Source organism: Sphingobacterium olei, from assembly GCF_005048855.1.
In the GTDB taxonomy this organism is placed as follows: Bacteria; Bacteroidota; Bacteroidia; order Sphingobacteriales; family Sphingobacteriaceae; genus Sphingobacterium; species Sphingobacterium olei.
Genome location: NZ_SUME01000005.1, coordinates 458,982 through 481,625 on the forward strand (window position 1 = coordinate 458,982; position 22,644 = coordinate 481,625).

The window sequence follows — 22,644 nt, forward strand, 5'->3', positions numbered from 1 at the left end:
TCAATAATTAAACTAAAAGATGAAATCAAATTATGAATTGGAGACTAATGAACAACCATGCACAATCTATTCTGCCAACATTGGGCAGAAAGTATTGTTGTCAAATCCTTTTATTATGGATGTTGAGCTTGATGATTTTTCAGGCCAACGCGCAAAGCAGAACAATAAAAGGAATCTTAAAAAATGAGCTTGGTGAGCCCATAGAAGGCGTGACTATCGCCGTGAAAGGGACAGCCCTTGTTGCTTCAACGAACACTGATGGAAGATTTAGTTTGGATGTTTTATCTGCCGAATCGGCCGTGTTGGTATTCACATATGTAGGATATGTTACACGGGAGATTACGGTGCGAAACCAGAATGAATTGGAAGTGATTCTGGTCGCAGAATCGGGAAACCTGGAAGAAGTGGTGGTACTTGGTTTCGGACAGAGTCAAAAAAAAATCGCCCAAACAGGATCTATTGCATCCATATCAAGCAAACAATTGAAGCAGAGCCCGGTGGCAAATATTACGAACGCCCTTGCAGGTCGCTTGCCCGGATTGATAGCGATGCAGCGTAGCGGCCAGCCCGGCAATGATATGCCTTATCTTTTCATTCGCGGACGAGCTTCTCTAAATAACTCTTCTCCGTTAGTGACCATCGATGGAATACAAAAAGATTACCAATCCATTAGCCTACTAGACCCGAATGAAGTTGAAAATATTACCATATTAAAGGATGCATCTGCAACGGCTCTTTACGGTGTTAAAGGTGCCAATGGTGTAATTATCGTAACGACTAAGCGGGGGAGTGCTTCACAACCTATTATCAATGCGAGTGTCGAACAGGCTATCCAGGAGGTGGTGCGTGTTCCTAAGTTCCTCGATTCTTACAATCATGCATTATTAGCAAATGAGGCCTATTTTAATGACAATCCTCATGCAACTTCCCCGCTATATTCAGCGGAGGCTTTGGAAGCGTATCGCACGGGTAGTAATCCATTATTGTATCCCAATGTGGACTGGATGGATGAGATGTTGAAAAACGGATTACAATCAAAAGTTAATTTTAATATAAGTGGCGGAGCAAAAAAGGTAAAATACTTTGTGAATGTAGGTTATTTGGATCAGGGAGGAATTTATAAAGCAGAGAAAAATAAGGATTATGATCCCAATGCCAACTTCAAGCGCTATAATTTTAGGTCTAATGTTGATATTGATTTCGACGATGATTTTTCCATGGGGTTAAGTCTTTTTGGCGCTATAGAGGATAAAAACCGACCATTTTATACGGATGCAGACATTTTTTATACCTTGCTTGTTGTCCCCCCTAATGAATTTCCAATTAAGTATCCGAACGGCCGTTATGGTGCAAGAAGTGGCGGACAAAACAATGCTTTCTGGATTTTAAACGATTGGGGTTATGTAGAAGAATACAATTCATCCTTGTCAGGGATGTTATCCTTGGCGCGAAAACTCAATTTTATTACCGAAGGCTTGACCTTAAAAGGAAATTACTCATTTGATGGATATTTTAGAAACAGCTTTGTACGACAGAAATTAACCATCCGGTCGCAATATAAAGGTACCGGTCCGTTTGAAGAAGATAGCAGTTATGATCTCATCGGTACAGAAATGCCGCTAACAGCGCCCTCTTCTTCCTTCGTACAAAATAGAGACGTTTGGATAGATATGTCCTTAAACTATCAACGGAAATTTGGAGATCATGAGCTGACAGGTTTGCTATTGGCGAACCGTACCCAAAAAGTAATCGCTAATCAGGTTCCGTTTGTTTCGCAAGGGTTGGTAGGTAGGTTCGTTTACAACTATAAGAACAAGTACTTCGGAGAGCTGAACGCCGGTTACAATGGTACTGATAACTTCGCAAAAGATCTTAGGTACGGCTTTTTTCCTGCAGTTTCCGCAGGTTGGGTATTGTCTGAAGAGAATTTCTTAAAAGATAATCGTGTAGTTAATTATTTGAAACTGCGGGGATCTTACGGGCTTACAGGTAATGACCAGCTTGGAGGGCGGCGTTGGTTGTTCATCTCTGAATATCAAAATTCGACGGGGTACTTGTTTGGGAACTCCTTAACACATATCGGCGGAATAACAGAGGGTGCTATGGCAAATCCGGATGTTTCTTGGGAAAAATCTAAAAAGGCAAACATAGGACTCGAGACCCAGTTTTTCAACAATGTTTTTGGGTTAACACTTGATCTCTTTAAAGAAAATAGATACGATATTCTGATCACCAGAAATACCGTTCCTTCTATTTTAGGTGTTCCTTCTGGAAACCTTCCGCCCGTCAATATGGGTAAGGTAGATAACCGTGGATTTGAGGTTGAGCTATCACATCGGTATAAAATTGGCAATGTCAACTATTTCTTGAATGCAAATGGTTCCTTGGCTAAGAATAAAATTCTATTCATGGATGAGGCTACGCCAGATTATCCCTGGTTGGCGAGAACGGACCATCCTATTGGTCAGCTCTATGGATTAACAAGCTTGGGTTTTTTTAATAGCCAAGAAGAGATTGACAATAGTCCCACGCAGTTTGGGAATGTAATCCCTGGAGATATAAAATATAAGGATCTCAATGACGACGGCGTTATTGACGGGAATGATGAAGGTGCGATCGGTCGTAGCACTGTTCCGGAAGTTTTCTTTGGCTTTGCTGGAGGGTTTACCTGGAATAAGTTGGATATGAGTTTCTTATTTCAAGGGGCAGCAAATGCAAATAGACAGCCTGTAAGTGTGGGATATTATGAGTTTTACGGTGGAGGAAAGGCAACCCCTTACCACCAAGGTCGCTGGACGCCGGAAACAGCATCCACCGCCACTTACCCTGCACTACATTACGGGGGTAACTCAAACAACCATAGGGCCAGTACTTTCTACATGGATAATACCAGTTACATAAGGCTAAAGAACGTTGAGATTGGTTATACTTTCGAAAACGTTGCGTTGTTCAAAAACCGATCCTTTAAGACGCTAAGGCTGTATTCCACCGCGATGAATTTGTTTACATGGACAGAGGCCAAATTGCTCGACCCGGAGAACGACAATGGGTATGGTGCGGTTCATCCTCCGATGCGAATTTTTAATTTTGGACTATCTGTTAATTTTTGACCATTGAATACCTAGATAAATAGCGATGATATTTAATAATAAAATACTTTCGAAAATAGCTTTTGTAGCCATATGTACATTTCATTCATGCAATGTGAATGACTACCTCGACAGGTCTCCTGTGGGTGGACTTTCCGAAGATGAGGTTTTTGGTAGCTACCGTCAGGTCGAACAATATGTTTCTAACCTATATGCTCGTATTCCCACGGAATGGTTTCCCGGCAATCCAGGAGATCACCCAACCCTAACCTATGCGTCGGTATCTGATGAGGCGCTATCTTCGGTGCAGCTTGCCGGAGGGCCTCACGAATTTACGCAGGGGCTGATCAATGCCAATTACAATCCGATGGATAGGTGGACGGGTATGTATGAGTCTATACGCGCAGTCAATATTTTCTTGGAAAAAATCGATCATCTCCCGACAACTAATCCCACGGAAGAAGCAGGGAAAAGCCGAATGAAGGGAGAAGGGTATTTTCTTCGGGCTTGGTACTATATGGAACTGTTTAAACGCTATGGCGGTGTTCCATTGGTGGATCATGTATTGAATATTAATGATGAGTTGAATCTTCCGCGAAATACGGCCGAAGAAATTGTTGATTTTATTTCATCGGACTGCGATAAGGCTGTGGAATTATTGCTTCTTGAGAACAGTGCAAACAATATTGGACGGGGAACCAAAGGCGCCGCATTAATGTTGAAAGCAAAGGCGCAGCTCTACCTGGCCAGTAAACTGCATAACCCAGAAAATAACCCAGAAAAGTGGAAGAATGCTGCTGCTGCCGCACAGGCGGTAATGGATCTAAACTTCTATCGGGTAGACGGCAATTACGAGAGTCTTTTTCATTCCCGCACCTCACCGAATTTGATATTTCAGTCTAGCTTGAACGAAACCAGATGGGTGTCATTGAATTTTTTGCCCAGCTTGGGCGGTAGTGCTCGTGTTCAGCCCTTACAGAACTTGGTCGATGCGTATGAAATGAAGGAAACTGGACTTGGGATTTTTGACCCCGGCTCTGGATTTAATGAGTTTGCGCCCTATGTGGGAAGAGATCCGAGATTAGCCATGTCCATCTTATATGATGGTGCAACATGGAAAGATATTACCGTTCGTACCTACTTAAATTCGGGTACCGATGGGGTACAGCGCTGGGGTGGATTGGCCCAAACGCAGACGAGTTATTATCTCCGGAAAACAGTTGACGAAAATGGTAATATTACCCCGAACGCGATTTCAGGCGAGCATTATTGGGTCTACATGCGCTATGAAGATGTGCTTTTGTGTTATGCTGAAGCACAAAATGAATGGCTAGAAGCACCTGATGCAAGTGTTTACGCCGCTGTGAACGAAGTCCGAACCCGAACAGGTATAGATATGCCTCCGTTAACTGGTAATTTGGATAAAGAAGCAATGCGTGAACGGATTCGCCACGAACGCCGGGTTGAGTTGGCTTTTGAAGGACAGCGTTTTTGGGATATCCGTCGCTGGCGAATAGGCGAACAAGTAATGAAAGAAGCGCGCGGTGTGATTATCGATGTCAACGATAACGGTACCTTTTATTGGCCAAATATAATAGGGGAGCGGATATATAGACCAGCCTTCGATTTGTTTCCAATCCCTCAGAGTGTAATCAACAGACAACGGGCACTTGACCAGAATGACGGGTATACGAATTAATATGATCTTATGAACTTGAATAGATTGAATGTACTAGTAGGATTGGCTTTTCTATTGCTCATGGGCAACTGCTCAAATAAAGCCGAACATCCCGAACCTCAACCGCCAGAAATACCTGATGTCGTGGATGATGGATCTATATTATTTGGTATTGTCGAACCGCTCTGGGAGGTGGGAAACCCAGATCCGTTGAACAATTATTTCCAAGTTCGGGGGTTCGATCTCGATAAAGCGGCAAACTTGGTGGGAGCAATCGGCGCACAAAGTTTTCGATTAATGATGAATAATGGCACGTTTGAAAACGGAGAGGGGTATAATGAGCAACTCGTTAGTTATTACAAATCGGCGATTAACAAACTTAAAAATAATGGGGTAAAGCAGATCATTGGCATGTGTATGGTATTCCCCAATAACTCAGGCTTTGTTCCCGATAGCCCGTACAGTGCGCCCCGCATAAATGATAAAGATTACGGTAAATGGTTATCGGCGGTCGCCGATACATGGGCGCTTATCGCGAAGACGTTTCCAGAGATTGAATATTGGGAAATGGGAAATGAGTTCAACGCAAATGTATTTTATCATCCGAATGGATTTGATGGCGCTTTTGGTAGCGAAGGAACAGGAGGGTTTACACGGACGGAATTAATTCAACAGAACGTTAATTATATGTATTATGCTTCTAGGGGAATTAAAAGAGGAAATCCGAATACCAAAACGGTTATGCCAGGCTACAGCCCGGGTACGGGTGGCCTGGGAAGCGGGGATCTGAGGTCTTTCATGACAGGAATCTATGACCTCATTCAGTCTGGAGATTACCCGTTTGGGGCAGCCTCCTCGAAAGATCCGAATGATTATTTTGAAAATCTGGCATGGCATCCTTATGTCAATACGGGTGGAGTCAATGGAGACTGGGTAAAAGCGAACAATCAAATTTATGAAATTAGTACTTTGTACGGCGATCAAGGAAAAGCTGTCTTTTTTACGGAGTTTGGCTTTACCGATTACGGTGATGGGAACACGGAAATGGAACAAATAAAGGACATGGAGATGGCCTTTAACTATACAAGAACGGATATGTCTTATGTGAAAAACATGACTGCATTTAGGTTATTTGAATGCGAGTTTGCAAACCAATGGGGGGGCAAAGGAGAAGTTCACTTTGGTTACTTCCGGGAACCTTCTCAAGGAAAAGGATTTTCACCCAAAGCCAAGGCGTATGCGTTGCAAACGATTTATAATGGGAAAGGGAATTTGACTCAATATGAATAACATCCAAATACGGGGATTTATGTTATCTCGAAACATTTTTATCATCTTAATGATACTACTGTGTAGTGAAGAGATTGCTTTTGGACAGCAATCGTTAGCGTTATATCATCGGGAAATACCAAATACGAAATCCGCAGTTAATAATGCATATAGTAAGAAGGACTCCGTGGTAGGTATGCTGTCGTTCGAAATTTCGGAACCCAGTTTGATCGCGTTCTATCCTCCTGAAGCAATTGCAAATGGCACGGCTGTAATCATTTGTCCGGGTGGTGGATACCACGTTTTGCTTACCGAAAGGGAAGGTACTGACATTGCTAAAGCGCTTAACGCACATGGCATAACAGCCTTTGTATTAATATACCGACTACCGAGTGATAGGACGATGTGCAATAAAGCGATTGGTCCTCTTCAAGATGTGCAGCAGGCGATAAAGCGGGTGAGAGATGGAGCGCAGTCCTTGAGGGTTAATCCTAACCGTATAGGATTAATGGGGTTTTCTGCAGGAGGACACCTTGCAGCGATGGCTGGTGTGCATCATAACGACCGTCACATTGCTAACCTGGAGAATACATCGTTAAAACCCGACTTCATGTTACTCATTAACCCGGTAATCAGCTTTGAAAAGGATTTCGCTCATTTAGGGTCAAGGGCCAATTTGATCGGCTCCCAGCCCAATGAACAATTGATTACCTATTTCTCTGCTAATCTGAATGTGGATCATACGACCCCGCCGACATTTTTAGTGCACGCAGCGGTCGACGAAGTGGTGCCAGTGGAAAACAGCTTGCTGTTTTTTAATGCGCTTCGTCGAAGTAACGTCGCAGCAAGCATACACATTTACGCGAAAGGCGAACACGGATTTTTGACTTGGCCTTCTTTTGAAGAATGGTTTGGACGGGGGTTGAATTGGATGGAATCCATGTCTTTAATACGATTGATAAATTAAAATTATAACTATGATATTTCGAATCTTTATACTATTTATACTAGTTGGTGTGGCTCATCAGACTGCGTGTGCGCAAATTATCCCCCGTCCTAACCAACTAGAAGTATTTTCAGGAGAATTTAAGTTGGATCATCGAACTGCGGTCATGTGGCCAAGGGAGCTGAAAAAAGAAGGGATGTATTTGGAGAAATTATTTGTGGAGGCGTTAGGCCATAAACCGGTAGGAGCGAATGATGATAAAAAATGGATTAAACTCGCTATTGACGAGACATTGGAAAACGAATTAAAAAATGAAGGATATGTGCTGCATATTTCTACGCATGAAATCTCTATTCGGGCAGCCCATTCAAGAGGAATATTTTATGGCATTCAAAGTTTACGGCAGCTCATGATGCAGCAAGGGTCTACCTTGGGGGGATTTAATCTACCCTGTATGCAAATGCGGGATGTCCCACGTTTCGGATGGCGGGCCTTTATGTTGGACGAAGCCCGGCATTTCAAAGGAAAGGGTACGGTGAAGAAATTACTAGACGAGATGGCGTTGCTTAAAATGAATACCTTTCATTGGCATCTCACAGACGACCAGGGTTGGCGCATTCAAATAAATAAGTACCCTTTGCTTACGAGTATTGGAGGACGTCGTGACTCGACAATGATTGACGGTTGGGGAACGGATAAATTTATCTACGATGGAACACCTCATGCCGGATTTTATACGCAGAACGATATCCGTGAGATTGTCAAATATGCAGCAGATCTACATATCACCATCATTCCAGAAATCGATATGCCAGGCCATACAAGTGCGGCCATCGCAGCATATCCTTGGCTAGGAAGCTCTTCACAGCAAATCAGGGTGCCCGGTTATTGGGGTGTACTTGATCAGGTTTATAACGTAGCTGATCCGAATGTAATTACTTTTGTTGAGGATGTGTTGACAGAGGTGATGGAATTGTTCCCCTCAAATATTGTTCATATTGGAGGTGATGAAGTTAAATACGACCAATGGCGGGCCTCTGAAGCCATTCAAAAGCTGATGGCAAAAGAAGGTTTGAAATCTCCCGCTGATGTGCAGACCAGGTTTACGAACGATTTGTCTCATTTTTTGAATGGTAAGGGCAAGCGTATGATGGGCTGGAATGATATTTTAGGAGAGAAAATAATGGATCATTTCAATAATGACGCACATGATTATGTTGTTAGCGAAAGTCTTGCCGCAAACACCATCATTCATTTTTGGATGGGGAATGAGGCCCTTATGGTACGCGCTGCCCAAGATGGCTATGATATTGTAAATGCTTTTCATGAATACAATTATTTCAATTACGAAGCCACGCCGCTAAGTAAGGTATATGAATTCGAGCCTGTACCAAATTCGTTAGCGGGTTTGCCGGGTAAAGTGTTGGGTGTGAGCTGCCAGCTGTGGAGCGAATTTGTGGCGACGGAAGAGCGCCTAGAATACCTGCTCTTTCCAAGGTTGGCTGCTACAGCAGAAGTGGGGTGGACACAAAACGATAGAAAAGATTTTTCGCAGTTTACAACATCACTTCGTTTTTTGAAAGATAGATGGCGCTTAAAAGGTATCTCCTTTAATAATTCAATAAAATAGTTTCCATCCATCGGAGCAGAAGATAAAGTCCTATTCGAGCACCCTAAAATCTTTGTTCTTTTTTTCGGTCATAATAAAATTCTATTTCAACGTTAGTAAAATAAAATTAAGCCTTATTTACCAGTTTTTAAAGACTTTTGTTATTGTCGATTGAAGAAGTAGAAAGGTTAAACATTATAAAGTCGCTATTTAATCCCCATCACTCAATCATAATACCTTCTATATTAATAGGCACGGTACAGAGTCCATGCGCCGGCGATTAGCATATACCGGCCGGAGCGGAGATTTATGCAGGTGCAGGTCGTAGAGAAGGTTAATTTATAGATGCACAAAGCTTGGGTTTGGCACTTCACTTTCATGGGAGTAGGAAACTCCTGAATGATAGCTACTTTAAAACCAAAATCTTTAAATTCGATGAAATCTTCGTTTAACTTCTTAATGGCGTATTTGTCTTTTTCTAGTTTAGGTTTAACAAAACATTTGTCAAGCAGCAGGATAACTCCGCAACCTTTCACTCATGAGATTCGTATCGACCTGTTCCTTCTTCAATATTAATTCTGTAAACAACAAGATCGCTATGAAGATCTGGACTAATGCCATGAGAAGCGTCTCGTCCTATTTCGTTCGTATTAGGCATGATACGTAAAATTAGGCTCTGCATCACTTGTTGACGTTCCTTTCCTTTCAATTCCTCAAAAGTACCCCAAAGAATAGCGCTTTTCCATTTGAACATACTTTTTATATCATCAACCTGAAAACATACAAGTGGGTTTTCCCGCATTATCTCTATTTTTTTACCCTCGCCCGAGTGGGCATAGATCGCATTGTTTTGATATAAATAATTGATCGGTACTATATATGTTTTACCATTTAAATGACAGCCTAGGCGTCCGATGAATTGGCTTTGCAATAAGTCCACAATTTCTTTTTTATCCAGTTCTCCTAGCATGATATCATTAACTATCGTTCACTAAAATTATGTAAATTCCTTGGTTTTCACTTTTTATGGATATCTATAAGTTATCCGGAGAATGATACGCCCCTGCACTTTGGCTAATATTCAATAACCTATTTAGCTGCTGGAGTATCGTTAATTCTGCCTTGTTCCTGCCGGAGAATGCAGTGGTAATCTGATCTGCGGTTTTCATGATTCGAACTTTAAGTTCCATGTTGACAAAATCGGGATTTTCATCAATGAAAGCCTCAAACTCTCCAAAAGCATCCCAAGAGGAAGGAGCCTCCTCCTGCAACCAGTCAAAAATAGCTTCCACTTGATATGCTGCATCAGTGTCAAAGTCGTCTCTGGAGTCTTCAACATCTAGCCAATTTTCCCTGAGTTCTTTTTTTAACATTTCGATTTCTGACGACGTAATTCGTTTGTCAGAAGCGGCTACACTGTAGAACAGAAAACCCAGTTTTCTGTAGAATTCTAACCATTTTTCAGATGAGTGCATAATTGAATAGTCTTTTAAATTTTAACAATTTTCTGCTTTAATTGTTTTATGCTTTCCCAGCTGCCTGCTGTTTGGTTAGGATAACTTTCTTCCTAACAAGCATAAAGCGTGTACAAAATCGCTTATTTCGTCTTTTACTCGGCTGTGTAATTTACTAAAAACGATGCCATTTTTTATTTTGATTTGGTGAGTAGTTTCTCCGCAATCCCATTAATTTGAGAAAATCTTGATGCTTCATTGTATCTATTTAATGATTAGAAATGAGAGTAAAATAATAGTGAACACATAAAGTCCTACAACAAGGAGGCTGTATTGTAATATGCTTGCATACCCTATCGTTGGTTCCTTAACAACCGACTTTACCATAATGATGTTTTGTAAAGAAATGCTATTGCCTATGGCGCTTCCGCTATGTAACAATGCGAGAAAAAGTGGTAAAGTCCCCCCAATGGATTCCGCTGATTTTATAGCTTCGCCAAACAATAAATTACTCATGGTCGCACTCCCACTTATAAAACTACCCATTACGCCAATAAGTGGGTTGACAAAAATCTTTGTGGTCTCATTTAATCCATGGTAATACTGTTGCGTAATGCCGGACAGATCTTCCTGAATCAATTGCGAAAGGCAAACGAGCAGAAAAATAGTGGTCGTTGCTTTACCGGTTTTCAGAAAGGTTTCTTTGATTTGACTGCCAAGCTGAAAAACAAGCTTATTTTTCTGAATGATGCAGAGATAGAAAATGCTCGTCATTATAAAAACAAGTCCGGGCTGATAGAGTGGCAGCGGTCTGATACTTCCATCGATATTCCAGTAAAAGCTGGACAGAAAATACTTGGCGACCAGCAGGAAAATGACAAAAAGGAAATAGGGATAAAATGTCTTCATCCAAAAAATGAAGGGAGGATTTTCGTTTTTAGGCACAAAGAAAGAAGCAAATAATAGCAAGCCGACAAATCCAGCAACTACTGATGGGTATTCGACACTCAACAAACCGGTGAGCAGGTAGGGTACTGCAAAAGAAAACCCCGCTCCCAACAGCATGCCCCAATTCTTTTTCCATTGCACGTCTGCTTGTTCCGTTTTGCTGTATAAAAATGCCAATAAGAAGGGCATTGCTAATGCCGGTAAGCTATTCAACAATAAGGTAAACACCACCGTTGAATCGGATTCATAAATTCCCAAACCCACTTTTAGCGGTGTGCCCAAAGCCCCAAATGTAACAGCTGTTGTATTCGCTGTTAAGGGCAGGACAATACTGGTTAACGGTTTAAATCCCAGCGTGATCAGCAGGGGAGCTATGAGCATGGCTGGAATTCCAAAACCGGCAATCCCTTCCATAAAACTACCCATAAATACACACAAAATAATTAATACGAAGAGTTTCGAGGACAGGGAAGAGGTCACTTCCATAAACTTTGAAAAATGACCGTTTGCGGATAACGTGTTATAGAACAGGTAAGCCCCAAACAGCAAAAGCGCTAGTTCTACTGAAATGATACTTCCAGAAATTAATGGGCCATGAGCAAAATCAACATCTGGCAACAGGATGGTTTTGGATAGGAGTACAAACAGGATTGCACCTAAAGCGCCCAGCCATAATTTTCTGAGGACAAATACCCCGAAGAGTAGCATCGTAAATGATATGACTAAAGTCCAGTTTTCCAATATCATATGCTAATAATTTATACCCGAAACCAAAAAATATTTTTTCATGCTGATTTTAATTATTTATAAATTTATTTTAAGCTTTTATTTTCTACATCCGTTTAGCCAGTTTGTAGATTTCAAACCATAAAACGGAAATACCCGCAACGGCAAGTGCAATAGCCAATTCAGATCCGCTAAGTGCCGTCACGTCAAAAAATGACGCAACTGGCCTACAGTACAATATAACAAATAGTAAGATTAGTACAATAAAAGAGATACCTACGAGCAAAAGGTTACGGTTTTTAAAGCTTTCAATTATACTATAATAGAAAGAACGGTTGGCATAACTCAACAATATATTTGCAAAAATCAGGGTGCAGAAAACCATCGCTCTTGTTTTTTCTTCGCTTCCGCCATGCTGGACAGTAAACTGATAAATAAACAAAATCCCAAGCGTAATTGCTATCCCTTGAACGATACTTCTCCCGAGTTCATTTATACTCAGAAAAGTCTTCCCCAGAGCACGTGGAGGTTGTTTCATGGTGTTTTTTTCAATGGGTTCGTTTTCATAAACAATAGAACAGGTAGGTCCCATCACTAATTCGAGAAAGATCACATGGACAGGGGTAAAAATCTGTGGAAAGATCCAGCCTAAAAACAATGGCAAGGATACGATCAGTATAATGGGAATATGAATGGAAATAATATATTGAACCGCCTTTTTAATATTGGTATAAATTCTGCGACCAGCAGCAATGCCGACAATAAGTTTCTGCAAGTCGTCATTTGTAATGATCAATGCGGCAGCTGATTTAGCGATCTCGGTACCTTTACTGCCCATAGCCACTCCAATATGGGCTGCTTTCAATGCTGGGCCATCATTTACGCCATCTCCAAGCATAGCCACGACCTCACCTTTCTTTTTCAGCGCATTGACGACCGCAAGTTTTGCATCGGGAAACATTCGAGTAAATAGGGTTGTCCGCTCGGCTATGGTCATGATTTCGTCTTCGGACTTTCCAACGATTTCACTACCATTAACTGCTGGAGCATCATTGGTAATTCCTGCCTGCAATGCAATCGCTTTTGTTGTTTCGGAATTATCTCCTGTAATCACCTTCACTTTGATTCCCGCAGCATAAATCTGTTCAAAGACATTCTGAATGCCTTCTTTAGGAGGATCATAAAAAACCGTAAGTCCCAAAAAATCAAACGCAAAATCCTGCTGTTTTGCAGGGAAGTTGTCTCCTTCAAAATGTGATTTAGCAATACCAAGAATTCGATATCCCTGCTGCGCAAAAGTTTCGATAATCTTTCTTATCTTATCTCTTTCGAGGTCGGTGAGTTGACAAACACGGAGTATAGCCTCAGGTGCCCCCTTAGCTGCGATGATCCTTTCCTTTTTGCTATTTTCAAAAAGATGTGTCATCATTGGAGGTCTTCCTTCAAGGGGATACTCATGAAAGAGCTGATAGCTCTTTCTAAGATCTTTTTTATGCGTTTGCTCGTATATTGTATGTAGGGTGATTTCCATGGGATCAAACGGTAGTGGTTCACTACTCCACATTGCATAATCTATAAGCTCATTGAGGACTTCATTGTCAAATTCATCTTTGGCATAAGCGGTATCGGAGCGATAATCATACAGGTGATTTAATTGCATGATGTTTGCAGTAATGGTACCTGTTTTGTCGGTACAGATTACTGTTGTGCTCCCTAAGGTTTCGACAATACTGCTTCTTTTTATGATAATTCCCTCACGCATAAGCTTCCATGCTCCCAGGGCCATAAAAGTGGTAAATGCAACAGGAATTTCTTCGGGCAATACGGACATGGCCAATGTCAGTCCATTGAGTAGACTTCCTACTAAATTTTTGGTGTCAATATAACTAAACAGGCACACCAGCAAGAAAACGACAATTCCAACGATTGCCATCGTTTTAACAAATTTTTGGATCTGGATATGCAAAGGCGAAATCTCTTCTTTTATAGTCCGTATGGATTCACCGATCTTGCCAACGCGTGTCTCTTTGCCTATCTTCTGTACTTGAAAAACAGCAAGTCCTGAAACTGTGATTGTTCCGCTATAAACTAAATTATCTGCTGTTGTACTATCTTTGAAAACTGAAAAACTCTCTCCTGTAAGGGATGATTCGTTGACTGAAAAATCATTACTGTGCAAGATACGTCCATCAGCATTTATAATACGCCCTTCCTCCGTAATACAGAAGTCGCCTACAACGATGTCCCGTGTTGGAATCTTTAACACCTGAGCGTTTCTGATTACTACGCTTAGGGGCTCATTAAGTTTTTCTAGCTCTTCCAAAGCCTTCTTGCTACGATTATCCTGATAAAACGAAATAGCCGTAACCACTGCAATGGCCACCAACATAAAAGCCGCCTCGGCATAATCTCCCACAATTACATAGATAAGTGAAATAACGATCAGCAAGATCAACATGGGCTCTTTTAAAATCCCCACTAGCAACTCAAACCAAGTGCTTTTATGGCTTTCCTCCAGTTGATTATACCCATACTGGGCTCTAGCACTATTTACCTCGTCCTGACTTAGACCTTTAAGATGACTGGGAATATTATAGGTCATAAAGAAGTCGCTTAAGTATATAAAATTAGATGGGTATTTTCGATAGAACAATCATTTCTTATTGACTATCTATTGACTATATAAGAAACAATGTTTTTCAGAATATGTTCGCTGCCAGCCTGACTTTATTATTTATGAAAATTTGGTACTTTATTGTCGTTTACTAATATCTCAATCTGTCCGTTAACTACAGCGGCGATACACCCGAACAATGAACTGTAATAATATTGGTAATCATGATGTGCAAAATGAACCATTAAGGCTCCGACAGCAAAAAGGAATAACCATATTACAGCAGCATTTTTTAATTCATGATGGAATATGCCAATGATTAAAGCTACCACACCTAAAAGTTCGGCATAGCCAATAAATAAAGTCCAACTTTCATTGAACCCTAAATCTTTCATCCCATCCATCATGCTTTGTTTCTTGAAAACTTTGAAAAGACTTGCGTAACCGAATAGGTATACATAATAAGTAAATGCGGTCCAGTGAATAATTTGTATAATCATAATCTTTTTTTTGCTAAAGTATTGTGTACTTTTATAATAGACAAGTACCTGCCAAATAATCAGGTACTAACAAAAAAGTTAGAAATGCGAAAACAAACCTCCAGCAATACGATTAACAAAACTTTCATGATCCATTGAATCACCAACAGGCATGAAAGTTCTTGATGGCCTTTGAGAAATAGACACTTTCAGAAAAAAACAATTTAGAAACTAATTGCGGTATGGCTTATGCCATTTCGGTATTGTCGGGAAGATGGAAGCTAAGTATTTTGGGATTTTTGCTAGATAACGGTAAACTAAGATACGGTGAACTTAAAAGAAAGCTGATTGGGATATCTGAAAAGATGTTAATTAATCAGTTAAAGGAACTTGAGAAGGATGGCCTGATTAACCGGATTGCACATCCTGAGGTTCCACCACGAGTGGAGTATGGACTGTCGGATAAGGGGAAGACTTTAGAAGATATACTCCTTTTAATGTCGAATTGGGGAACGAAAAATGCCGACAATCGCATAAAAACCTGACAGTTTACAAAGCTGTCCATTGAGGAACTCCGAAGGACTCTGCGAAGCAAAATCGAAAAGTTAAAATAATAGGTTAAACATTATAAAGTCGCTATTTAATCCCCATCACTCAATCGTAATATCTTCCATATTAATTAGGCTGCCGTCAGCATTAAGACCTTCCAAAATATATATTATGCATGATGGCGACATGCGGGATGAGACATTGAGGCCGCAGCTTGTGGCTTCAACGATATTTTCGCTGTAGCATTTTATATCCAGGCTTCGTTTTAGCATGATAACTATACACGATTATGAACAGGAAAACCACTTTATGGATAATTTTCGCGACACTTGTGCTTTTCTCATCCTGTGAGAAGAAAGATATACCTTTTGACGAGCGAAACCTCGAATTGACCGCCGCCGAAAAGCAGCTTGTCGATTTAAATAATGAATTTGCTTTTGATATGATGGCCCAACTCTCCGGGAATATCACGGCAAATGAAAACCTGTTCTTTTCACCATTGAGTGTGGGGGCAGCACTTACCATGACCAGTAACGGCGCGAAAGGCGAAACTTTAAGTCAAATGCAGAAAGCATTGAATATGGACGGAATAGATGCAGAGTTGGTCAATGCATACTACAAAAAGCTTATTACGGATTTGCCGTATCTGAATGCGAAGACTAACATCGAGATAGCCAATTCAATTTGGTACACGAACGAATTTAGCGTACGTAATAGTTTTCTGGATATGAACAGAAACTATTTCAATGCCGAAATATCACCTTTGGACTTTTCAAATCCGCAGGCCCTAAATAGAATAAATGGATGGGTGAACGAGAAGACAAAGACAAAAATTCCAAGTATCCTAGATCAGATTCCTGGCGACGTCGTTATGTACCTCATCAATGCTATCTATTTCAAAGGAGCTTGGGACTATAAATTCGACAAGAGCAAGACCAAGAAGGAAGATTTTAAAAAATCCGATGGAGAGGTGATCCAAACTGATTTCATGGAGACCGAACACACCTTCAATACGGCTTCCACAACGGATTATGAGGCCATTCAATTACCCTATACAGACCGAAAATTTGATATGGTCCTTGTCAAATCCAAACCGGGGAAATCATTGGACAATCTGAAGGCTACTTTTCAAGACCCAGCAGCGATCAAATCGTTGGTGGAGGGTTTGCGGGGAACCAAGGCCAAGGTGCATCTACCAAAATTCAAAATCAGTTATGAGAGTTCATTAGCACCGATGCTGGTCAGCTTCGGTATGGTTAAACCTTTTAATGTCGGGGCCGATTTTACAGGAATCACAGAAAATGGCGGAGTGTATATCAGCGATGTAAAGCACAAAGCCTTTGTAGAGGTTAGTGAAGAAGGAACCGAGGCGGCCGCTGTTACGATCGTTGGCATTGAGCTAACCTCCATGCCGCAACCGCAGGAGCCTATTGTCATCCGCTTTGACGAACCTTTTTTATTTTTTATCCGGGAGGCATCTTCCGGGCTGGTGCTTTTTGCAGGCCAGATCAATGACCCAACTAGAGACGCGACTAAGAAATAACAGGTATACGAATTTTTCTATTCGACTTCCGTGGATACAAAGCACGTTAACTACATTTGTATATAGACCGGGTAAAAAAGATAAGATATGAAATACAAATTATTATTTAAATCTGCTTTGGTCTGTCTGTCGTGTTTACTATTAGCCAGTAAATGTGCGATGGACTACTACTACCCACTTTCTCTGCAAAATAACTCGGATGAAAATATTTACTTTCACATGAATAGGAATACAGTGCATTCCTATCCAGATTCAATTATCTACTTCGAGGAACATAACAACCTGATCATATACCCCGATCAAAAGAAAGAAGTAGCCGGAGGGGGGCTTTCTTGGGAAAAAATTTACAAGGGGATTCCAAAAGATACAATTTTCTTTTTTATTATTAACGCTGATACACTGTCGAAGTATCCTCGTGAAGTTGTAAACGAGCGGTATATGATTCTTAGACGTTATGATCTAAGTATCTTTGACCTGCAAAAGCTCGATTACACATTGCGCTATCCACCAACTGAAGCGATGCGTAACATGAAAATGTATCCAAAGTATGTCGAATAGTTAGAAACGAAAATTGCGAGTTAGTGGCCCTCCACCCCCAACAATATGCCTACGGGAACCTTTCCCCTTACGCCATGCAAGATATATTTTTGAAAAATCAGTCATTGATAATGGATTTAAAAGCTCAGTGTTGAGATTGTTAGATTTTAGCTTTTTCTAAAATTTTCGCAGCGACAGCTAACTGTTTCGTAAATTTAATGGATGATTTTTTTGCAATAGCAGCTTTTGCATTGCTATCGAATGAAATAGCAGCATCTTCGTTGAGCACAGGAATGTTCTTTATTGCAATAGACATAATAAATTGTTTTAATACTAGACGCAAAGGTAGGTAATTTGTTGAATCCAAGCAGTGTTATTGCGTTAATGCATTGATAATGTGGTGTTAAAACCTCTGTGTTGTCTTAAATGTTTAAATTTTTATCCTTGCTACTGACTGTTCTCCGTTTCTGTAGAAGTAGTTCCCCAGCCTTAATTTAATATTATCTCGAAACCGGTATAAGTTTCGTTTTATTTGTTAGGTCTCAACGTCCATCGAGATCGGCAAGATCTCGATGGACAGTTACTTTCTGACCTCGAAGGGCATATTCCGATTCATTAGCACTAAATTCAAACATAAATCTAATGTATGGTCTGTAAAACGATGTCAAGATCGTTGAGGTTTGTCATATCTATGTTGTACATGTGTAAGCCTGTGGAATTATGTGGGATAGAAACATTGTTTATTTTTAATTCATAGGTGGCGGGTTCGGTTTCCAGAGTAAGACGATAATTACCTGAGGATATCCCAAAGGAGTCCTGTTGGCCAGGGAAAATATTTAACGGGATGTCGAAATCCGGGTTATATTGACTGAAAGTTGCCGGATAGTATAATTTCATAGACAGCACGCGCGGGGTCATGGAAATATCGTTTCTGCAGGCATTGCTGATCTTTACTTTTATAAATTTCGGCATCTGTGCATCATGAACAGCTGTATGCTCTTCGATCATTTGCGTAATCTCCTTTTTTTCATTCTTCGTAAAGTGGTAATTTCCGAGTTCGTTATAGAAATACTCTTCCAATCTACAGTTATGATCTAAGGTAAGGTAATGCTTGTCGTTTGGTAGATAGGAGTATCCTTTAAATAACGTACCCGTAGGCATGGCGGCTACGTAAGCATAAGTATGACGTAGATCATGGGTAGGTATCAGGATCTGAAGCGCAACAATGTTCTGGTGGTTGGTAAATGAATGAAGATCGATAGCCTTCTTATTGAGTTTGTTGAGGACAGATAAAGGGATACTGCTTACTGCAGATGACGTACCATTGGTGTACAATACTTTGGCCTTGATTGTAGCATGCGATACGCTATTGTTGGAAAATAGGTAATGGAAGTCAATAAACCTGTTGGATAAGACTTCGCTATTTATACTAAGCTGGTATGTTTTATCGTCATTAAACAAATAATCCCTGTCGGCAGAGCTGTTTTTTATAAGAGCCTCGTAATTGGCCATTTTCATGATTCCTTCTCCTCCCTTTGAAGTCAACATCAGCTGGTCAACTACCCACCACATGGCGAATAAATTTACACCTTTAGGCCACAATTCGGTCGTTATTTGACCAAATTCGCTACTTAAATAATTAGATTGTACATAGTCGTAATAGAACCGTCCCAGTAGCGGTGAAAGTTCCTCACCGCCTTTCCGTTCGGCTATGCATTCGAAAATAGCCTTGAAACTCCGGAAAATTTGCTTATCCATCATCAGGCTATAGTGAGCATAGTGGGTATTACTGTAGTTCTGTAGTACATCTCGTGCGTCTGTCGCCAGTTTGTAGTAGTTTAATGAAGTATAGTACCTTGGTACCGTGTATATTTGTGGAATGGTCAAAGCGTTAAGGTACGCGAAAGTGAGCGTGTCTTTGTATAGAATGGCGTTATCAAAAACGCCGTCTCTTTCAAAGTAATAACTGTGTGTTACAACTGGAGAGAGATCCTCAGCGAAGATATGTTCACTTTTCACATCTGAGGCTTCTAAGATCTTCAGTCCATTGCCGCCATAAACTACCGCGGATCTGGCATTGCTGAATTTATCATTAATCTGACCTGTACGCAGGAATCCATCATTTACGTTCCAATCGTACGATCCTTCCAGCGCATATATATTCTTCCCCTCCCAGAACTGGGATGTGTAAGGAAACGTCGTGGAAGAAGACTCGGTATAATTCGTGTTGGGCAGTTGCAGAAGCTGACCGAGGTTGGTATTGTATTTTTTTATGGGATAAATGTAGGTTTTCCCTTCTACAGTTTGATGGCCATATTCACTGGTCCCTGCTTCGGCAAGCTTGTAAGTGACCCCATTGTCCGTGGATTTCCAGGTCTGTGTCTCGATCACTTCGTTGAAGCGATGCATCTGTTGCATCTTGCTGATGACGTGGTCTGATGGCAGGGTGTAGTCCCATGCGTACTTGTTTTTGGTCAGGGTATACCCATTTCCGCTATCTACCGTCCTGATGGATGTCGGGTAGAGGGATTTGGGACCGTTATAGGTAAATACCGTAGCTGTTGTGATCCGCCTTGCGGGCGCGTAGCGCATTAGGCGGTCGTATACGTATGGCTTCTCGTTGGGCAATGTCGAGGTGTTGGCCGAGCTGTTGAATGCAGCGAGGTCGTAATCTGTAAACATTAGTGTTTCCTGCTCAGCCGGCTGCAGCGCTGATTCCAGAAGCATATTATAAATCAGGGCCAACTGCTGGTGATTCTCGCGTCTCGACCACTGACCGTAGTAATAGCTATTATATGGGTTAACGGAAAACGAGTAAGAACCAACACTAACGCTATACCTTGGATCTACGGCATTAGGATAACTTTTTAATAATTCCTGCTGGTTAAAGTGTACAGGCTCCTTTTTTATCTGTCGCCACAGTTCAGGCTGCACCGCACCGGCATCGATGAAATAGGGATAGGCTGTTTTCAGTTTATCGAATTCGGGCAGCCTCTTCTTAATAAGCGAGGTGGGATAGGCATATTTTGTGCGGTCGATCTGAACGATCTTACCGTCGGCATTATAGTATATCTTTGCCAGTAGTGCTCTGTCGAGTTCGGAATTATGGTCTGGCATCGGTGAATTTGAGGAATAATATGCCGGGTCTATTTCGGGAAATTTATAAGCGATAACGGAGTTGTCTGGCAATACTTCTTCTACGTAGTGGTATAGCACATTGTGGTTACTTTGGTCATTATAGAGCCCCCCGCGATAGCCCGGATGGGTATAAGTATAGGTGTCCATTCCTGTTGAGAACATATAGGGCCAGCTGAATACGGTCGTATGCCATTCATTCAGCCTTCCGGTGGAACGAAAAGTAGTAGGGTCACCTGATTTAGGGAAGGCGTATCGATACGTAGTCGTCCGGTTAGAGGTAGCATCACTCACGGTCAAAGCCTTAATCCGCAGGCCTCCGATCGGAATATTGGTATCCGCGTCGGCAGAATAGATGTCGTTGCCTTCATAGGTGAAGTCTACCTTGCTCCCGGTTTTGGAAGTGATGGTCTTCAGGCTCCTTGCGATCGAATAGACGGGATCCGGCTTACGGTCGGCCGAATTTAGTTCCTCAACCTTACCGCCTGGCGCAAATATATGGGCGTGCCCCGAGGGCGACCCTGGGTTTAATACGGTATAAGCAGGATCTGCCGCAAAAAGAGATGAATTTGTTGTTTTTCCATTGTAATAACCCCAATAATCTGTCGCATGCTCACTGAAATTCTGGTAGGGGTGATCCTCAAAATAGTAGTCCATGTTCAACCAGTTCTTTTCTTTTCCGTTACTGTTTAACCACCAGATATTTTTTAGATACCCATGGTTGCTTACCTCGAGATGGACGGAATGAACGTGTTCCCCCAGCGTATTTCTAAAAGTTATTTTATTGCAGGTGTAGAAAGGTGGTTTAACGAGGGGTACAATTTTTTGATAGCTGAACGATATCTCGCCTGTCGGGAATGTGATTTTCTGAATAAGCTTGTTCACAAACATTCCTTTCTGGCTGATAACACTAACATCGCTGAATTTATTCGTGGTCAATGTATACATCTGGTTCAGGATGTTGTACATTTGATAATCGGCATAACCATTATTGGAAATAATGTGATTGAGATGCTGATTGTACAGATTTATCACTCCAGTATATTCTGACACATCGTAGGGATTTATAAAATTACCGTTCGGAGTAATTTCTCCCGGCCTAGCAGGCTCACCGGCGCGTTTGGCAGCATCTTTTATCAGTTCTATTTTCTTGGAAAGTTGGAGCGCGGCCGCGGCTGTTTCAGCACCGAGGCCGGAGAGCGATTGGAGCTGCTGACTTAAAGAAGGATTGTTCAGATCCGGAACCTGTAACACTGGGTTATATTTGACAGCTGCCATTATCTTTTCTTCTGGTACCTCGGCATACTCCTCCGACATATATGTAAAATCGATATCCCCTCCGTTGAAAGGTCTGATTTTTGAGATGTACCAGGACGTAATTGCCGATTGTGTGCTGGGGACCAGTGGTGAATTTGTTGGTGTCTGTATATACCCGGGCTGGGATTTGGTGAACTCATATATATTCCCCCCGCCGTCGGTCACGATCCAGTTTCTTAATTCATGTCCTACCATGATGGGCACGATATCCACGTCTGTTTTCTGTAAGGGTTTTGCCTGTATCACTGTACCGTTTTTTATCAATATAAAGTTAATGGCGGCCCCCTGTACGTTTACCGTAAACAGATCAGACTCACTGTCGATCTTTCCGGCGTTTGCCTTCGCCAGATACTGGTCGAATACGGGATCACCTATATTGCCCGCCGGCACGGGATTGTTGAGTATGCCGATATCCTGGTCTTCGTCTATAGCCACCCCCCGGGTCGTTCTCCCGATTACACTTGATCCGAAGCCCAATGTCCACCCCAAGCCCGCGTTACGGGGTTTTTCTCCGTTTTTGATCCCTGGGCTGTAGTTGAGCGCTACCGGCAGATTGAACCCCTCCGACTGCACGTCGAAAAGGGGAACAGTATAGTTCAGTTTTCCCGTCGCAAAATCGACACTGGTATTTCCCCTGTAGTCCATCATGGCAGAAGTTGCCGTCCCGGGCTGAATATCCTGCGCGAGCAAGTTGACATTTATACACAATATTAGAGAGAGGATGGCTTGAAGTTTTATCATAAAATCAGTA

At 41.6% G+C, this 22,644-nt stretch carries 15 protein-coding genes; 8 read left to right on the forward strand and 7 right to left on the reverse strand.

Annotated features, from left to right (window positions below):
• Nucleotides 1-32 precede the first annotated feature (32 nt).
• From FAZ15_RS14245 to FAZ15_RS14265, 5 genes are read left to right on the forward strand one after another with little or no spacing between them, the layout of a single operon-like run.
• Nucleotides 33-3,110, forward strand: a complete 3,078-nt coding sequence (locus tag FAZ15_RS14245; protein WP_136901982.1) for a SusC/RagA family TonB-linked outer membrane protein — start codon at nucleotides 33-35, stop codon at nucleotides 3,108-3,110.
• 25 nt (nucleotides 3,111-3,135) lie between these two features.
• Complete coding sequence (locus FAZ15_RS14250) at nucleotides 3,136-4,788, forward strand: RagB/SusD family nutrient uptake outer membrane protein (protein ID WP_136901983.1); 1,653 nt, start codon at nucleotides 3,136-3,138, stop codon at nucleotides 4,786-4,788.
• Nucleotides 4,789-4,797: 9 nt separating this feature from the next.
• Nucleotides 4,798-6,057 (forward strand): cellulase family glycosylhydrolase, encoded by a 1,260-nt coding sequence (locus FAZ15_RS14255; protein ID WP_136901984.1) that lies wholly within the window; start codon nucleotides 4,798-4,800, stop codon nucleotides 6,055-6,057.
• Between the two features lie 49 nt (nucleotides 6,058-6,106).
• A complete protein-coding gene (locus FAZ15_RS14260) occupies nucleotides 6,107-7,003 on the forward strand; it encodes an alpha/beta hydrolase (RefSeq protein WP_162304952.1) in 897 nt (298 codons plus the stop codon).
• Nucleotides 7,004-7,013: 10 nt separating this feature from the next.
• Entirely contained in the window at nucleotides 7,014-8,612 is a 1,599-nt protein-coding gene (locus tag FAZ15_RS14265; RefSeq protein ID WP_136901986.1) for a beta-N-acetylhexosaminidase, read from the forward strand.
• 511 nt (nucleotides 8,613-9,123) lie between these two features.
• On the opposite strand, the gene FAZ15_RS14270 is transcribed toward FAZ15_RS14265, so the two are convergent.
• From FAZ15_RS14270 to FAZ15_RS14290, 5 genes are all read right to left on the reverse strand, one after another.
• On the reverse strand, nucleotides 9,124-9,561 hold the full coding sequence (locus FAZ15_RS14270; RefSeq protein ID WP_136901987.1) for a pyridoxamine 5'-phosphate oxidase family protein: 438 nt from the start codon (nucleotides 9,559-9,561) through the stop codon (nucleotides 9,124-9,126).
• Nucleotides 9,562-9,625: 64 nt separating this feature from the next.
• Nucleotides 9,626-10,066, reverse strand: coding sequence for a tellurite resistance TerB family protein (locus tag FAZ15_RS14275; RefSeq protein WP_136901988.1), 441 nt, complete (start codon nucleotides 10,064-10,066; stop codon nucleotides 9,626-9,628).
• A gap of 243 nt (nucleotides 10,067-10,309) precedes the next feature.
• A complete protein-coding gene (locus FAZ15_RS14280) occupies nucleotides 10,310-11,740 on the reverse strand; it encodes an L-lactate permease (RefSeq protein ID WP_136901989.1) in 1,431 nt (476 codons plus the stop codon).
• A gap of 85 nt (nucleotides 11,741-11,825) precedes the next feature.
• Entirely contained in the window at nucleotides 11,826-14,321 is a 2,496-nt protein-coding gene (locus FAZ15_RS14285; RefSeq protein ID WP_136901990.1) for a cation-translocating P-type ATPase, read from the reverse strand.
• Nucleotides 14,322-14,449: 128 nt separating this feature from the next.
• A complete protein-coding gene (locus tag FAZ15_RS14290) occupies nucleotides 14,450-14,833 on the reverse strand; it encodes a DoxX family protein (RefSeq protein WP_136901991.1) in 384 nt (127 codons plus the stop codon).
• Nucleotides 14,834-15,054: 221 nt separating this feature from the next.
• On the opposite strand from FAZ15_RS14290, the gene FAZ15_RS14295 reads away from it, so the two are divergent.
• The 3 genes from FAZ15_RS14295 to FAZ15_RS14305 all read left to right on the forward strand — a co-directional run bounded on the left by FAZ15_RS14295 (nucleotide 15,055) and on the right by FAZ15_RS14305 (nucleotide 17,462).
• Nucleotides 15,055-15,357: a winged helix-turn-helix transcriptional regulator gene (locus tag FAZ15_RS14295; RefSeq protein ID WP_136901992.1), complete on the forward strand. Its 303-nt coding sequence runs from the start codon at nucleotides 15,055-15,057 to the stop codon at nucleotides 15,355-15,357.
• A gap of 293 nt (nucleotides 15,358-15,650) precedes the next feature.
• Nucleotides 15,651-16,904, forward strand: a complete 1,254-nt coding sequence (locus tag FAZ15_RS14300; RefSeq protein ID WP_136901993.1) for a serpin family protein — start codon at nucleotides 15,651-15,653, stop codon at nucleotides 16,902-16,904.
• Between the two features lie 87 nt (nucleotides 16,905-16,991).
• Nucleotides 16,992-17,462: a hypothetical protein gene (locus tag FAZ15_RS14305; RefSeq protein ID WP_136901994.1), complete on the forward strand. Its 471-nt coding sequence runs from the start codon at nucleotides 16,992-16,994 to the stop codon at nucleotides 17,460-17,462.
• Nucleotides 17,463-17,601: 139 nt separating this feature from the next.
• Here FAZ15_RS14305 and FAZ15_RS22510 read toward each other — a convergent pair whose 3' ends face one another.
• Together FAZ15_RS22510 and FAZ15_RS14310 are read right to left on the reverse strand one after the other, a co-directional pair.
• Nucleotides 17,602-17,757 (reverse strand): hypothetical protein, encoded by a 156-nt coding sequence (locus FAZ15_RS22510; RefSeq protein ID WP_162304953.1) that lies wholly within the window; start codon nucleotides 17,755-17,757, stop codon nucleotides 17,602-17,604.
• Nucleotides 17,758-18,080: 323 nt separating this feature from the next.
• A complete protein-coding gene (locus FAZ15_RS14310) occupies nucleotides 18,081-22,634 on the reverse strand; it encodes a hypothetical protein (RefSeq protein ID WP_136901995.1) in 4,554 nt (1,517 codons plus the stop codon).
• Nucleotides 22,635-22,644 lie beyond the last annotated feature (10 nt).

Bases quoted from the DNA above. Each gene is read 5' to 3' on its own strand.
- FAZ15_RS14245 (WP_136901982.1), top strand. From the start codon at position 33: ATGAATTGGAGACTAATGAACAACCATGCACAATCTATTCTGCCAACA.
- FAZ15_RS14250 (WP_136901983.1), top strand. From the start codon at position 3,136: ATGATATTTAATAATAAAATACTTTCGAAAATAGCTTTTGTAGCCATA.
- FAZ15_RS14255 (WP_136901984.1), top strand. From the start codon at position 4,798: ATGAACTTGAATAGATTGAATGTACTAGTAGGATTGGCTTTTCTATTG.
- FAZ15_RS14260 (WP_162304952.1), top strand. From the start codon at position 6,107: ATGATACTACTGTGTAGTGAAGAGATTGCTTTTGGACAGCAATCGTTA.
- FAZ15_RS14265 (WP_136901986.1), top strand. From the start codon at position 7,014: ATGATATTTCGAATCTTTATACTATTTATACTAGTTGGTGTGGCTCAT.
- FAZ15_RS14270 (WP_136901987.1), bottom strand. From the start codon at position 9,561: ATGCTAGGAGAACTGGATAAAAAAGAAATTGTGGACTTATTGCAAAGC.
- FAZ15_RS14275 (WP_136901988.1), bottom strand. From the start codon at position 10,066: ATGCACTCATCTGAAAAATGGTTAGAATTCTACAGAAAACTGGGTTTT.
- FAZ15_RS14280 (WP_136901989.1), bottom strand. From the start codon at position 11,740: ATGATATTGGAAAACTGGACTTTAGTCATATCATTTACGATGCTACTC.
- FAZ15_RS14285 (WP_136901990.1), bottom strand. From the start codon at position 14,321: ATGACCTATAATATTCCCAGTCATCTTAAAGGTCTAAGTCAGGACGAG.
- FAZ15_RS14290 (WP_136901991.1), bottom strand. From the start codon at position 14,833: ATGATTATACAAATTATTCACTGGACCGCATTTACTTATTATGTATAC.
- FAZ15_RS14295 (WP_136901992.1), top strand. From the start codon at position 15,055: ATGGCTTATGCCATTTCGGTATTGTCGGGAAGATGGAAGCTAAGTATT.
- FAZ15_RS14300 (WP_136901993.1), top strand. From the start codon at position 15,651: ATGAACAGGAAAACCACTTTATGGATAATTTTCGCGACACTTGTGCTT.
- FAZ15_RS14305 (WP_136901994.1), top strand. From the start codon at position 16,992: ATGAAATACAAATTATTATTTAAATCTGCTTTGGTCTGTCTGTCGTGT.
- FAZ15_RS22510 (WP_162304953.1), bottom strand. From the start codon at position 17,757: ATGTCTATTGCAATAAAGAACATTCCTGTGCTCAACGAAGATGCTGCT.
- FAZ15_RS14310 (WP_136901995.1), bottom strand. From the start codon at position 22,634: ATGATAAAACTTCAAGCCATCCTCTCTCTAATATTGTGTATAAATGTC.